Genomic DNA, 14037 nt, shown 5'->3' on the forward strand with positions numbered 1-14037 from the left:
ACAACCCCCGGCCGAACGCGAGTTAGCCGAAAGTTGGCTGAGTAGTTGCTAGCTCATTGAGCGGTCGCCGAGCCGAAGCCCGGCGACCATAGTAGTTTGCGCACAAGCACGCTCATCAGCGAATGGAGCATCCGGCAACTCCGATCTGTCCGTAGAACATTCCTTGTCACTGGCTATTTGCCGGAACAGACGATACCTAGCGACGTCGCGATTGCGGGCAATTTTAGAGGGAATCTGTAGAATTTTTGTTTTCATTCCGAGTAGTCGGTTACGGCAGGTTCGCCCGTTCTGTCGGTTCAGCCAGTAATTCCGGCAGACCGGCCACCGAATCGATGACGTGATCCGGCGCGCGCTCGGCCGACTCGAGCACCGCGGGCCGGAATTTGCCGGTGCGCACCAGAACACCGGTCAAACCGGCGTCTTGCGCCGCCAGCACATCAGAGTAGAGGTCGTCACCGATCATCAGGACTTCCGCCGGGTCCAGCCGCATCAGCGCCGCGGCGGTCCGGAAACCGGGCGCCGCCGGCTTACCCACCACCTCGATGCGCGCATTGCCCGCCGCCTCCAGTCCGGGCAGGTACACGCCCGCGTCGACGAGCAGACCCTCCGCCGTCGCCCAGGTCAGCCCGCTGTGCATGGCGACGACGGGTACACCCTCCAGCATCAGTTCCACCACCCGGCTCAGCGCCGAATGGGTGAATTCCGGTCCGGCCCCGCCGATCACGACCACGTCCGGACGATCGGCGTCGAGTGTCAAACCGGTGAGGTCGGCCTCGATGTCGCCATGATTGAGCACCCAGACGGCGGCGTCCGGATAGCGACCGCGTACGAACTCGGCGGTGAGGCGTGCCGCAGTGACGATCTCGGCGGAGTCGACCTCGATGCCGGTGTCGCACAGGCGTTCCGCGATCTCGGCGCAGGTGCGCGAGGTGGTGTTGGTCAGAAAGGCTCGGCGCAGACCGCGCTCGCCGATCCGGCGCACCGCGGCGGCGGCGCCCTCGATCTCCCGCCAGGAGGTCACCAGGACGCCGTCGATGTCGTAGAGCACGCCTCGAATCCGACCGCGGTCAGGCATGGCTTCAGCGTACGACCGACCGGCGGGCCCGGCAGGCTGACTTAGGGTGATCCCATGCCGCAAGCGTTGCTCTACGGCCTCGGAACGGCCGTGCCGCTGATCCTCGGCGCCGCCATCGGGCTGCACCGGCGACTGCCGAAGGCGTTGCTCGCCTCGCTGATGGCCTTCGGAGCGGGCACGATGATCGCGGCGGTATCCAACGAGTTGTTCGAACCAGCCTTCCGCCAGAACGCGGCCATCGCCGGGTTCGCGCTGTTCGCGGGCGCGGGCGTCTACGTGGTGGCCGACCACCTCATCGAGAACGAGCTCGGTCCCCGCGCGCTCGGCTGGGCGCTGATGCTCGGCACGGTACTCGACGGCGTTCCGGAGAACACGGCGCTGGGTGTCTCACTGACCGGAGGCGGCGGACTGGTCCTGCTGGTGGCGGTAGCGGTGGGCAACGTTCCCGAGGCGATCAGCGGCGCCGCGTTGATGCGCGATCAGCACGGCGTGGCACGGCGCCGCGCACTGTGGCTGTGGACGGCGACCGGCGCGGTGCTCGTGCTGGTCACCGTGCTCGGAAACGCGTTGTCGGACAACCTGTCCGAGACGCACATCGGAGCGGTGCAAGCGTTCGCCGGCGGCGCGACGATCGCGGTACTGGCCGACTCGCTGATGCCGGAGGCCTACCGCGAAGGCGGCTGGTGGGTCGGGATGGCCACGGCGGCAGGGTTCCTCGTGGCCTTCCTCCTGCCGGGCTGACACCGCTCCCGCCGGCCAGGATCAGCGCCGGGCTCCGGCGATGACGGCGTCCAGCAGGCCGGGGACACGCTCGTTCAGGTCGACGCGGCGCAGTTGTACCAGCCGGTCGCGGCCGGAGGCGAAGGTCGTCGTGACGCCCACGTCGCGCAACACCTTCCAGTGGTGCGAGGCGGTGGCCGCCGTCGAACAACCTGTTGGTCGTCGCGGCATCGGTACCGCAGAGCATGCTCGCCTGGTTGCTGCTGGCCATGGGCATCGGCCAGGCGATCGGCAACGCGCAGGCGGGCCGGGCGGTCGACCGCTACGGCCCGCGGCGCACGCTGACGGTGGGGCTGGTCGGCGCGCTCCAGAAGGCCCAGTCCCCCAGCAAGACTCCATCCCCCGCCCCTGCCTGATCCGCGCCCGCGCAGTGGCGCATCACCGCGCGATGCGCCACTGCACGCGCGGGTCAAGCAGCCGGGTCGGGACGGATCGAGTCCAGCCGATCGGCACATCGAGTGAGCAACTCCTTCAGGGTGTCTCGTTCGGCGGCGGTGAACTCCTCGGCCAAGGCGCGTTCGACGCGGATCGCGCGCTCGTCCGCGTCGCGCATGAGCGCCGCGCCCTTGTCGGTGAGCGTGGTCTCCAGGACGTTCTTGTGCCACGGATGCGGTGTGCGCTCGATGAGACCGCGGTCCTGCAGATTGCCCAGCACGGTGTTCATCGACGGCGGGGTGACCCCACAGAGCCGGGCCAGGGCCGCGGCCGAGATACCGGGGTTCTCGGCGAGGTACAGCAGCGCGGCGTACTGGGGGACGGTGACGCCCGCCGGCTTCAACGCGGCGTTCTTGGCCGTGTTGAGGGACTGCTCGGCACGTTTGAGATACGAGCCGATCCGTTCGGCGGCGGGCATCGACGTCATAAGCGCATGGTATCCGCACGTCTAGCAGTTTCAGCCTTGACTGATATTAGAGTTCTAATATAAATTCGGGCACATTATTCAATGTGAATACGATTGACCGCATGATCTCGAAGAGGTGTCCGATGCCCCACGCCCTGCCCCGTCGCCTGCTGTCGAGCCTGGCTGCCGGAAGCGCCTGCCTCACGCTCGTCGCCTGCGGCACGAGTGACGCGCCCAGCACTGCCGTCCACACCGCCTACGAATTACCCGGCGCCCGCGTCTACCCAGAGGGCATCGCGGTGGACGCACGCACCGGAGACAGCTACGTCGGCTCCTACAGCACCGGCGCGGTCTATCGCGCGACACCGAACGCGCGACGGGCCGAGGTCTTCCTGCCCGAAGGCGCGGGCGGCCACAAGACCGCTAACGGCTTGAAGGTCGACGCGGCAGGCCGGCTCTGGGTCACCGACTCGACCACCGGAGTCACGGTGTACGACATCGCGACTCGCGCCCTGCTCGCCGACTTCACCGTGCCGGGCGCCGACCCACGCTTCGTGAACGATCTCGCCATCACGCCGGACGGCACCGCCTACTTGACCGACAGCGTGCGGGCAGTCGTCTATCGCGTCACCCCGGACCAACTGGCCGCCGCCCGGGCACAGGGCGGGCGCGGCGAACTGACCCCGCGATTCGACCTGCGCTCCGTGCTGCCACCGATCGAGCCGGGCGCGTTCACGCTGAACGGCATCGTCGCCGATCCGGCGGGCCGCTATCTGCTCACGGTCGACATGCCGCGCGGCGAGTTGTACCGCATCGACTTGACCCAGGAAGCGAGCCCGATCGGCGAAGTCACCCTGCGCGGCGGCGATCTACGGCAGGGCGACGGCCTCGAACTGCGCGAGGGCACCCTCTGGGCCGCGCACAACACCACCAACACGATCAGCCGCTGGACCATCTCCGACGACGGCGCCACCGCGACGCTCGCGCAGCAGCGCACCGACGAGAGCCTGGCCATTCCCACGACTCTGGCCCGCTCCGGTGACCGAACCCTGATCGTCTCCTCCCAATTCGACAAGGGCGGTCCGATGGCGCCGGGCAGCCCGAAGACCCCGTTCGCCGTCGTCACCCTCGACGGGATCTGACGCCGAAACGCCGGAAGCCGGCCCACCTCGCGGTGGACCGGCTTCCGGTTCGAACTGTGTGCTGCCGGGTGGCCGGACTCAGAAGTCCATGCCGCCCATGCCGCCGGTCGGGTCGCCGGCGGGAGCGGCGGACTTCTCCGGCTTGTCGGCGACAACGGCCTCCGTGGTCAGGAACAGGGCCGCGATCGAAGCCGCGTTCTGCAGCGCCGAACGGGTGACCTTGACCGGGTCGGCAACGCCGGCGGCCAGCAGGTCCTCGTACTCGCCCGAGTCGGCGTTCAGACCGTGGCCCGCGGGCAGGTTCGACACCTTCTCGGCGACCACACCGGGCTCGAGGCCCGCGTTGAACGCGATCTGCTTCAGCGGAGCCGACAGCGCGACCCGCACGATGTTCGCGCCCGTGGCCTCGTCACCGGACAGCTTCAGGTCGTCCAGCGCCGGAGCCGACTGCAGCAGGGCCACGCCACCACCGGCGACGATGCCCTCCTCGACGGCCGCCTTCGCGTTGCGAACGGCGTCCTCGATGCGGTGCTTGCGCTCCTTGAGCTCCACCTCGGTGGCCGCGCCCGCCTTGATCACTGCGACACCGCCGGCCAGCTTGGCCAGACGCTCCTGCAGCTTCTCCCGGTCGTAGTCCGAGTCGGAGTTCTCGATCTCGCTACGGATCTGCTGAACCCGGCCCTTGATGGCCTCCGGGTCGCCCGCGCCCTCGACGATGGTGGTCTCGTCCTTGGTGACGACGACCTTGCGCGCCTGGCCGAGCAGCTCGAGGCCCGCGTTCTCCAGCGACAGGCCCACCTCTTCGGTGATGACCTCGCCACCGGTCAGGATGCCGATGTCGGCCAGCTGCGCCTTGCGGCGATCGCCGAAACCGGGGGCCTTGACCGCGACGGACTTGAAGGTGCCGCGGATCTTGTTCACGACCAGGGTCGACAGGGCCTCGCCCTCGACGTCCTCGGCGATGATCAGCAGCGGCTTACCGGCCTGGATGACCTTCTCCAGCAGCGGCAGCAGGTCCTTGACGGTGGAGACCTTCGAGCCGACCAGCAGGATGTACGGGTCCTCGAGGACCGCTTCCTGACGCTCCGGGTCGGTGACGAAGTAACCGGAGATGTAGCCCTTGTCGAAGCGCATACCCTCGGTGAGCTCCAGCTGGAGGCCGAAGGTGTTGCTCTCCTCGACGGTGATGACGCCTTCCTTGCCGACCTTGTCCATGGCCTCGGCGATCAGCTCACCGATGGACGAGTCGCCCGCCGAGATACCCGCGGTAGCAGCGATCTGCTCCTTGGTGTCGATCTCCTTGGCGGTGTCGAGCAGCTTGGCGGTGACGGCCTCGACGGCCTTCTCGATGCCACGCTTCAGGCCCAGCGGGTTCGCGCCGGCCGCGACGTTGCGCAGACCCTCGCGCACCAGCGCCTGGGCGAGCACGGTCGCGGTGGTGGTGCCGTCGCCCGCGACGTCGTCGGTCTTCTTGGCGACTTCCTTGACCAGCTCGGCGCCGATCTTCTCGTACGGGTCCTCCAGCTCGATCTCCTTGGCGATGGACACACCATCGTTGGTGATCGTGGGGGCGCCCCACTTCTTCTCCAGGACAACGTTGCGACCCTTGGGGCCCAGCGTCACCTTGACCGCGTCGGCGAGGCTGTTGAGGCCCCGCTCGAGGCCGCGGCGGGCCTCTTCGTCATACGCAATTGTCTTGGCCATGGCGTTGTTGAGATCCTCCATGTGTATGGCTGACACACAGGACGACCGCTGGTTGGGTCGCCCCAGTTACGCTGGCCAGGTTCGGTGCCCGCGACGGACGACCGAGGGTGTCTACGGAACCCGGTCTCACCGTCCCGACCTGGCACTCACAGGTCGAGAGTGCCAAGAGCATTTTTAGCACTCTAGGGTGGCGAGTGCAAGGTCCGGCCGCGCCGCCGCGCCGCTAATGGCGGTCATCGACGCGCAGGACCAGCGCGACGAAGGCGTCGGTGCGGCGTTCCTCGGGCGTGCGGGGCTCGCCCTCCTCGACGGTGACGAGCTCGGCGTCGTGCAGCAACAACTCCGCCTCCACCCGCATGATGGCGCGAATGAACGGCGGCGCGACGTCCGGCGGCAGGTCGCCGTTCACCACGTAGCTGCCGTCCGGTTGGGACTCGGTGGACACATACGAAAGCGCGCGCAGCAGATCTGCGCGCCGTTCCCCCGCTATTAGGTCGGAATCCATTTCATCCGCCATTGCTATAGCTTAGCCGCCAGGGGTTCACATCTTCGGCCGGACGATTCGCCGCCTCCGGCCCGGACGGCGAAAAAGCAGCTCAACGGGCCTTTTCACGGGCAGCCGGGAATTCGACGCCGCGCCAGCGCGCCTGCCGGGGCGTAGATTCCGACTGGACCATGATCAACCTCATCCCGGAAGGGGACGCAGGGTGGCCGACCTGCCCTTCGATTCGCTCTACCGGCACGGCTTCGCTCGGGTGGCGGTCGCGGTGCCCCGGGTACGGGTGGCCGACCCCGCCTACAACGTGGAGCAGACCGTGGAACTGGCCGCGCAGGCCGCGGCGGCCGGCGCGGTGCTGACGGTGTTCCCCGAGCTGGGCTTGTCCTCCTACACCGCCGACGACCTGTTCCACCAGGACGCGCTGGACGCCGCGGTCGAGGCGGCGCTCGAGCGCGTTGTCGCGGCGAGCACGGACATCGACACGGTGCTCGTGGTGGGCGCCCCGGTGCGGGCGCAGGGCCGGTTGTTCAACTGCGCGATCGCCATCTGCCGCGGCCTCGTGCTCGGCGTGGCGCCGAAGAGCTACCTGCCGAACTATCGGGAGTTCTACGAGACGCGCCAGTTCGCGGCGGCGCGGGAGGTGCTGGAGGACCACGTCACGGTAGCCGGGCACCGGGCGCCGTTCGGGTCCGATCTGCTGTTCCGCGCGAACAATCTGGACGATTTCGTCTTCCACCTGGAGATCTGCGAGGACGGGTGGGTGCCGTTGCCGCCGAGCGGGTTCGCCGCGCTGGCCGGGGCGACCGTGCTGGTCAACCTGTCCGCGAGCAATATCGTGATCGGGAAGGCCGACTACCGGCGGTCGCTGTGCACCTCGCATTCGGCGCGGTACCTCGCGGCCTATCTGTACTCCGCGGCGGGGCACGGCGAGTCCACCACCGACCTCGCCTGGGACGGACAGGCGCTGATCTGCGAGAACGGCGACCTGCTCGCCGAGGGCGAGCGGTTCTGCGATCATCCCCAGCTGGTCACCGCCGACCTCGACCTGCGCCGCCTCGCCGCGGATCGCTTGCGTACCACCAGCTTCGCCGACAATGTGCACGACCACCGGGACAGGCTGGTCGCGATGCGGCGCATCGACGTCCGGCTGCCCGTCCCCGAGGCTCCGGTCCCGCTGCGCCGCGAGATCGAGCGCTTCCCCTACGTGCCCGCCGACCCGGCCCAGCGCAACGAGCGCTGCGCCGAGGTGCACCACATCCAGATCGAGGGCCTGAGCACGCGTTTGCGCGCCACCGGGCTCGAGCGGGTGGTGATCGGGGTGTCCGGCGGGCTGGACTCCACCCAGGCGCTGATCGTGGCGGCCAAGGCGATGGATCGGCTCGGCCTGCCGCGGTCGAACGTGCTGGCCTACACCATGCCCGGATTCGCGACCAGCACCAGGACCAGAACCGACGCGCACCGTCTGATGGCCGCCCTCGGCGTCACGGCGCGCGAGATCGACATCCGCCCCTCGGCCACCCAGATGCTGCGCGACCTCGGCCATCCGGCCGCCGACGGCGCGCCGGTGTACGACGTCACCTACGAGAACGTGCAGGCGGGCGAGCGCACCTCGCATCTGTTCCGGCTGGCCAATCTGCACGGCGCGCTCGTGGTCGGCACCGGCGACCTCAGCGAGCTCGCGCTCGGCTGGTGCACGTTCGGCGTCGGCGACCACATGGCGCACTACAGCGTCAACGCCTCAGTGCCCAAGACGCTGATCAAATACCTGATCGCCTGGGCGGTGGACACCGAGCAACTCGGCCGCGAAGCGGGTGCGGTGCTGTCATCGATCCTGCGCACGGAGATCTCCCCCGAACTCGTTCCGAACGCCGATCCCTCGGCACCGGCCCAGAGTTCGGAGGCCACCGTCGGCCCGTACGAGTTGCAGGACTTCCACCTCTATTACACGCTGCGCTTCGGTTACCTGCCCAGCCGCGTCGCCTACCTGGCCAGGCACGCGTGGTCCGATCCCGCGACCGGCCGCTGGCCCGACCTCGTCCCGGCCGACCAGCGCAACGCCTACGACCTCGCGACGATCAAGCACTGGCTGGGCGAGTTCCTGCTGCGCTTCGTGCAGACCAGCCAGTTCAAGCGCTCGACGCTGCCGAACGCGCCGAAGGTCGGCTCCGGCGGATCGCTGTCGCCGCGCGGCGATTGGCGTGCGCCGAGCGACGCCTCGGCGGCGGCCTGGCTGGCCGAACTCGCCCGCAACGTGCCCGACGCCTGACCCGTCCTGAGCGTCGGACGCCCTCGCGTACGGCCGGACGCGCCGTGCCTATGGTGACTGGGTGAGTGAGAAACCCGGCTGGGATGCCATCGACGAGGCGTTGCGGCCGCTGTACGGCGATATCGAGCCCTTCCACTGGGCATCCGACCACCCGTGGTCCCTGGGTGGGCCCGACCCGCTCGACGGGATCAGCGCGTACCCCCGCACCGACCCGGTGCCGCACTGGCACTACGTCAGCTACGGGATGACCGAACTGTACGAGAAGGAATGGGACAACCCGGCGGAGTCCGGCTGGGGCTTCGAATTCACCTTCCGGTTGGCGCGCGAGCCCGGCCACACCGAACCGCCCGTGTGGCCGGCGAACTTCGTGCAGAACCTCGCCCGCTACGTCTTCCAGTCCGGCAAGTGGTTCGAACCGGGACACACCATCAAAGCGAACGGGCCGATCGCGGCGGGCCACGCGGACTGCACCAATCACGCCGTCTGTTTCACGGCCGACCCGGAACTGGGCGCCATCGACACCCCGCACGGCCGCGTGCTGTTCCTGCAGATCGTCGGGCTGACCATGCGGGAATACCGCGCGGCCCAGGGCGGACGCGCCCTCGCGCTGCTCGCCGAACTGGAACCGCGACTACCCCTGTACGTCACCGACATCCACCGCGAGCCTTTGATCGCCGAGCCGAAGCCGCAGGCTCGTTGGCCGCGGTGGGGCGGCGGCCTGGCCGGACGGGCGTGATCAGGCCGCTCGCCTCACCGGTAGGCCGGTCGCGGCGGTCCGGCGTGGCCCGGGGTTCCCGGCGCCCCGGGTGCGCAACGCCCGCCGCCGCCGCGCCCGTGCGGTCCGCGCACCGCGGAACCCGTTGACGACGTTGCGCATACGGTGGCCCGGCGCCGATCGCCGGGGCAGCCCGATCACCAGCAAGGACAGTGCGAAAGCGAGTGCGATCCCCGCGCGGAACCTTCCGCAGCCCATCGGGATCAGGGTTTCTCGGTCGTGAAGGACGCGAGCACCTCGACCAGATGCGTTTCGACACTCACCTTGTCGACACCGAGATCGCTGAGCAGGCCCGCGCCGTTCTCCTGTTCGAGCAGGGCGAGCAGAATGTGCTCGGTGCCGATGTAGTTGTGCCCCAGCCGAAGCGCCTCGCGGAAGGTGAGTTCCAGGACCTTCTTGGCCTCCGCGCCGAACGGGATCAGCGGGGGGACTTCCCCTTCGCTCGCAGGCAGGGACGCGGAGGCCGCGGCGGAGAGCACGTCGATCGCCACACCGCGAGCGACGAGTTCCTGCACCGCGAGCCCCTCCGGTTCGGTGAGCAGGCCCAGCACCACGTGCCCGAGGGCGATTTCGCGGTTGCCCGCCGTGCGCGCCGCCTCCTGTGCCGCCATCACGACCGCCCGCGCCCGCGCGGTGAAACGAGCGAAGCCAGCGTTCGGGTCCATGGCCGCCGCCGCGCCCGGATCGGGCACTTTGGGCACGAACCGCTTCTGCGCGGCCTGCTTGGTGACGCCCATGCTGGCCCCGATGTCGGTCCACGAGGCCCCGGAGCGCCGGGCCTGGTCGACGAAGTGGCCGATCAAGTGGTCGGCCACCTCGTCGAGGTGATTCGCCACGACCACGGCGTCGGACAGCTGCTCGAGCACGTTGTCGGGACGGGCTTTCTTGATGCCCTCGATCAGGTCGTCGAGGCGGAATTGTGAGGTCATGCGTCAACGATAGGTTGACGATGCTCGATCGTCAACGGTTGGTTGACGTTTTGTTCAGGGGCGTGCCTGCCAAGCCGCGGCGCGCACGATGCGCTCCTTCACCCACGCCGCCGTCCGCCCGGTCAGCACCGTCCGCGCCGGTGCGTCGTCGGCGTGCACCGCCTGGACCACCCCGTCCCGGCGCCCCAGGCTGAGGCAATGGAGCACATACCGGAACTCGAACTCTTCCGGCTCCCGGCCACGCATCCGCGCGACGACGGCATCGGCCGCGTGCTTGCCGGTGGGCAGCGCCGTGGCGCACGCCATGCGCAGATCCCGACCGCCCGGCCCTCCGATGACGGCCGCGTCACCTGCCGCGTAGATGTCCGGGTGCGACACCGAACGCAAAGTCGCGTCGGTAAGCACCCGGCCGTCGGAATCCACCGCCAGGCCGGACCGGGCGGCGAGATCGGGCACGCGAAACCCCGTGGTCCACACTGTCGTCGCGGCCTCGACCAGCGAACCGTCGGCCAAGCGCGGGCCATCGGGCGAAACCTCGATCACCTTGGCGCCGGAGCGGATCTCGACCCCGAGACGCTCCAGCGTCCGCCTGATGTGCGCCTGCGCCCGCGCCGACAGCCAAGCGCCCGGCTCCTCCGAACCGAGCAGCAGCACCCGGGTGCCCGGATGCGATTCCGCCAGCTCCGCCGCCAGTTCGATGCCGGTCGCCCCGGCCCCGACGACCGCCACCGGTCCGCCCGGCACCGGCAGCGAGTTCACGTCCTGCTGCGTCGCCACCGAGTAGGCGTGTGCGGCCACACCGGGAACGCTCTCGACATCGGCGATGCTGCCGAGGGCGTAGACCAGGGTGTCGTAGTCGACGGCCTGCGCCGCGTCGAGCACCACGCGCTTTCCGGCCGTATCGATGTCCGTCGCCCGTGCGTTCACGAACTCGATCCCGTTGCGCTCCAGCAATTCCCGCAGATCCCATGCGGGAATGCGCTGGCCGGACGCCTGCTGGTGCAGCCGCACCCGCTCGACGAACGACGTGTGGGCATCCACCACGGTGATCCGCGCGTCCCGCGCCGTGCGAGCTAGCCTGCGGGCCGCCGCCAGTCCCGCGTATCCCGCGCCGAGCACGACGATCCGATGCTGTCCGGTCATGATGTGGCTCCTTTCGATCGGCCATCACCCTTCAGACCGGACAGGCCCCCGGAACCTGACAAATCAGAGCCGTGAAGCGCGTCACACCGGGCGCCGACGCCCATCCGGCAGCGCACCGACGACGCCGTCAGGCCCGGTCGACCGCGCGAAATAGGTCAGTTTCTCCGGATTGACGATCAACCGCAGCGCGGTGACCGCTCCGTCGGCCACCTCGACACCCACCACGAGCAGCGGCGCGCCGTCCACCCGCACGACCGCGGCCGGAGCACCGTTGACCTCCTCCACGAGCAGCCGCATCCCGGGTACCTCCCAGCGCCACAGACCCGCCAGGTACCGCGCCACGTGGTTCGCGCCGAGCACCGGCCGCCGGGCCGCGTTGACCTGGCCGCCGCCGTCGGCGGTCGCGCTCACGTCGGCGGCGAGCATCCGCTCCAGCGCCTCGATGTCGCCCTCGCGCGCCGCCTTCAGGAACCGCTCGATCAGTTCGTGGGCGTGCCCTGCCGGGATACCGAAGCGGGCCCGGCCTTCTCGCACGCGCTGGCTCGCCCGGCGGAAGATCTGCTGGGAGTTCGTCTCGGTCACCTCCAGCATGTCGGCGATCTCACGGTGGGCGTAGCCGAAGGCCTCGCGCAGCACGAAGACGGCGCGCTCGACCGGGGTCAGCCGCTCCAGCGCGGTCAGCAGGGCCAGCGAGACCAGTTCGCGCTCTTCCACGGTCTCCAGCGGACCGAGTTCGCCGCGGCCGGTCGGCACCGGCTCGGGCAGCCACGGCCCGACGTAGGTCTCCCGCCTGGCCCGCGCCGAAACCAACCAGGTGCGGCAGAGATTCACCAGCGCCGTGGTCAACCACGCCTCGGCGGAACGGATTCGGGCGCGATCGGCGCCGTCCCAGCGCAAGTAGGTCTCCTGCACCGCGTCCTCGGCCTCGGTGGCCGAGCCGAGCATCCGGTAGGCGAGCGCGAACAGCCGCGGTCGATGCCCCTCGAATTCCCGCAGGCCCTCCAGCCGCTCCGGGTCTTCAGGCCGTACCGGTCGGGTGACGCGAGACATGCGTCCAGGTCCCGCGTTCAGTGCCGCTGCCGATTTGGGCGTGCCCGACGAGTTACCCATGTACTCACGAAACCAGTTGTCACCCGAAAGAGCTACAAAAGATCCGAACTCGATGGCGGATGACCGTTCTGGCGCTGCTTCGCACCAGGGCGGCGCAGTCGCAGACGAGCCGACGAGCCGCGGATGGCCGGTCGCCGGATCGCGGGAAGCCGCCGGTCGGCCCGGCGCTGCGCCCGGCGTTCGGCGGGTTTGTGGGTCCAGGTCTCCGGACGCGCGGCCACCCAGCGCTGGGAATGCCAGGCGAACGGGATGTGACCCAGGTACAGCGCGACCAGCACCAGCAACAGCACGATCGGATAGGTGACCAGCGCCGCCGCGGCGAGCGCGACCAGGAACAGCAGTCCAGCCGCCGCCTGCGGGGCCACCGACACCGACTTCATGGCGAGCGTCGGAATGGTGCTGACGCACAGCGCGGCGGCGAACACCGTCCACGCCGCGACCTCGTAGAAGCCGACCCACCAGCCGTCGCCGAACTGCACGAACAGCGCCACCGGCACCATCGCGATGAGCGCTCCGGCGGGAGCGGGCACGCCGACGAAGTACTCGCGCGCCCAGTCCGGCCGGGTGTCGTCGTCCATCAGGGTGTTGAACCGGGCCAGGCGCAGCACGATGCTGACCGCGAACAGCAGCGCGACGATCCATCCCACGCTGTTGCTGCTGAGCAAGGTCACGTACAGCACGAGCGCGGGGGCGACGCCGAAGGAGATGGCATCCGACAGCGAGTCCAGCTCGGCGCCCATCTTGGTGGTGGCGTCGAGCATCCTGGCCAGCCTGCCGTCGAGGGTGTCCAGCACGGCCGCCGCGCCGATCATGGCCAGCGCGATGTCGAGCTCGCCGTCGAGGCCGAACTTCACCGCCGACAGCCCGGAGCATAGCGCCAGGATGGTGACGATGCTGGGCAGCAGGCGGATGCTCCGCCGCCGGCGCCGCTGGGTGGGTGCCGCCGCTTCCATCACGAGTCGGCGGTTGAGCCGAGCACGGCGAGCACGGTCTCGCCGCCGATGGTGCGCTGACCGGGCTGTACGAGTAGTTCGGTGCCCGGCGGGAAGTACGTGTCGACCCGAGAGCCGAAGCGGATCAGGCCGTAGGTGTCGCCGATGGTCAGCACGTCGCCGACCTGGGCGTCACAGACGATGCGCCGCGCGAGCAGTCCGGCGATCTGCACCACGACGACCCGGCTGCCCTCCGGCGTCTCCAGGAGCATGGTGTTGCGCTCGTTCACCGCACTCGCCTCGGGCAGGTCAGCGGACCGGAATTGGCCGGGCTGGTGCTGCACCGTGCGCACGATGCCGGAGACCGGCGTGCGCTGCACGTGCACGTCGAGCACGGACAAGAAGATGCTGACCCGGGGCAGCGGCTCGTCGCCGAGGCCGAGCTCGGCGGGGGGAGCGGCGGTGTCGACCAGGGCGATCTCGCCGTCGGCGGGGGCGACCACGACGCCCGGCCGGTTCGGCGGCACGCGATGCGGATGACGGAAGAAGGTCGCGCACGCCGCCGCGGCGAACAAACCCGTGCGCCGCACCCATCTGCGCTTGCCGCCGACGACGGCGACCGCGAGGGGCGCGGCGACGAACGGGAGCCCGGCGGGATGCAACGGGGGGATCGCGTTGCGGACCAGGTCGACGACGTGGCCGACTCCGGTTCGTTCAGGCGTGCCGGGCGGGGTGGGACGGCGGGCCACAGGCTCCTCTTTCGTGCTCGATGCAAAACGGGTTGCGCCTCCTCAACGATAGGACGGGCGCAAGCGTTCACACCTTACGGGAAAGGAGCCTG

14 protein-coding genes are annotated in these 14037 nt (G+C 69.5%); 5 read left to right on the forward strand and 9 right to left on the reverse strand.

The features are described 5' to 3' along the window. Positions 1 to 268: 268 nt before the first annotated feature. Positions 269 to 1075, reverse strand: coding sequence for an HAD-IIA family hydrolase (locus LTT66_RS09485; RefSeq protein ID WP_233066005.1), 807 nt, complete (start codon positions 1073 to 1075; stop codon positions 269 to 271). A 54-nt stretch (positions 1076 to 1129) separates the two neighbouring features. Here LTT66_RS09485 and LTT66_RS09490 point away from each other — a divergent pair, with 54 nt between their 5' ends. After that, on the forward strand, positions 1130 to 1816 hold the full coding sequence (locus LTT66_RS09490) for a ZIP family metal transporter (RefSeq protein ID WP_233066007.1): 687 nt from the start codon (positions 1130 to 1132) through the stop codon (positions 1814 to 1816). Positions 1817 to 2010: 194 nt separating this feature from the next. Further along, positions 2011 to 2211, forward strand: a complete 201-nt coding sequence (locus LTT66_RS09495; RefSeq protein WP_233066010.1) for a hypothetical protein — start codon at positions 2011 to 2013, stop codon at positions 2209 to 2211. 53 nt (positions 2212 to 2264) lie between these two features. Here the strand turns inward: LTT66_RS09495 and LTT66_RS09500 are convergent, their stop codons facing one another. After that, a complete protein-coding gene (locus LTT66_RS09500) occupies positions 2265 to 2717 on the reverse strand; it encodes a MarR family winged helix-turn-helix transcriptional regulator (protein WP_233066013.1) in 453 nt (150 codons plus the stop codon). 101 nt (positions 2718 to 2818) lie between these two features. Here LTT66_RS09500 and LTT66_RS09505 point away from each other — a divergent pair, with 101 nt between their 5' ends. Further along, a complete protein-coding gene (locus LTT66_RS09505; RefSeq protein ID WP_233066015.1) occupies positions 2819 to 3838 on the forward strand; it encodes an SMP-30/gluconolactonase/LRE family protein in 1020 nt (339 codons plus the stop codon). Between the two features lie 78 nt (positions 3839 to 3916). Here the strand turns inward: LTT66_RS09505 and groL are convergent, their stop codons facing one another. Beyond that, entirely contained in the window at positions 3917 to 5542 is a 1626-nt protein-coding gene (gene groL, locus LTT66_RS09510) for a chaperonin GroEL (protein ID WP_181720734.1), read from the reverse strand. 223 nt (positions 5543 to 5765) lie between these two features. Beyond that, entirely contained in the window at positions 5766 to 6059 is a 294-nt protein-coding gene (locus LTT66_RS09515) for a hypothetical protein (protein ID WP_043733678.1), read from the reverse strand. A 190-nt stretch (positions 6060 to 6249) separates the two neighbouring features. On the opposite strand from LTT66_RS09515, the gene LTT66_RS09520 reads away from it, so the two are divergent. Both LTT66_RS09520 and LTT66_RS09525 read left to right on the forward strand, forming a co-directional pair. Further along, the gene (locus LTT66_RS09520) at positions 6250 to 8307 is read left to right on the forward strand and encodes an NAD(+) synthase (protein ID WP_195066363.1); all 2058 of its coding nucleotides are present in this window, start codon (positions 6250 to 6252) and stop codon (positions 8305 to 8307) included. A 61-nt stretch (positions 8308 to 8368) separates the two neighbouring features. Continuing rightward, positions 8369 to 9043 carry a suppressor of fused domain protein gene (locus LTT66_RS09525; RefSeq protein WP_233066018.1) on the forward strand — a complete coding sequence of 225 codons (675 nt, stop codon included), beginning with the start codon at positions 8369 to 8371 and terminating at the stop codon, positions 9041 to 9043. Between the two features lie 242 nt (positions 9044 to 9285). On the opposite strand, the gene LTT66_RS09530 is transcribed toward LTT66_RS09525, so the two are convergent. The 5 genes from LTT66_RS09530 to LTT66_RS09550 form a co-directional block, all read right to left on the reverse strand. Then, positions 9286 to 10011: a Clp protease N-terminal domain-containing protein gene (locus tag LTT66_RS09530; protein ID WP_233066020.1), complete on the reverse strand. Its 726-nt coding sequence runs from the start codon at positions 10009 to 10011 to the stop codon at positions 9286 to 9288. 54 nt (positions 10012 to 10065) lie between these two features. Continuing rightward, positions 10066 to 11154: an NAD(P)/FAD-dependent oxidoreductase gene (locus LTT66_RS09535; protein WP_233066023.1), complete on the reverse strand. Its 1089-nt coding sequence runs from the start codon at positions 11152 to 11154 to the stop codon at positions 10066 to 10068. A gap of 81 nt (positions 11155 to 11235) precedes the next feature. Continuing rightward, the gene (locus LTT66_RS09540) at positions 11236 to 12204 is read right to left on the reverse strand and encodes an RNA polymerase sigma-70 factor (RefSeq protein WP_233066026.1); all 969 of its coding nucleotides are present in this window, start codon (positions 12202 to 12204) and stop codon (positions 11236 to 11238) included. A gap of 92 nt (positions 12205 to 12296) precedes the next feature. Beyond that, positions 12297 to 13217 carry a CDP-alcohol phosphatidyltransferase family protein gene (locus LTT66_RS09545; protein WP_233069091.1) on the reverse strand — a complete coding sequence of 307 codons (921 nt, stop codon included), beginning with the start codon at positions 13215 to 13217 and terminating at the stop codon, positions 12297 to 12299. Then, complete coding sequence (locus tag LTT66_RS09550; protein ID WP_233066028.1) at positions 13217 to 13945, reverse strand: phosphatidylserine decarboxylase; 729 nt, start codon at positions 13943 to 13945, stop codon at positions 13217 to 13219. Before LTT66_RS09550 ends, LTT66_RS09545 begins: the two co-directional genes overlap by 1 nt. Between the last annotated feature and the right edge of the window lie 92 nt (positions 13946 to 14037).

Origin of the sequence: Nocardia gipuzkoensis, from assembly GCF_021183645.1 — a bacterium.
Taxonomy (GTDB): Bacteria; Actinomycetota; Actinomycetes; order Mycobacteriales; family Mycobacteriaceae; genus Nocardia; species Nocardia abscessus.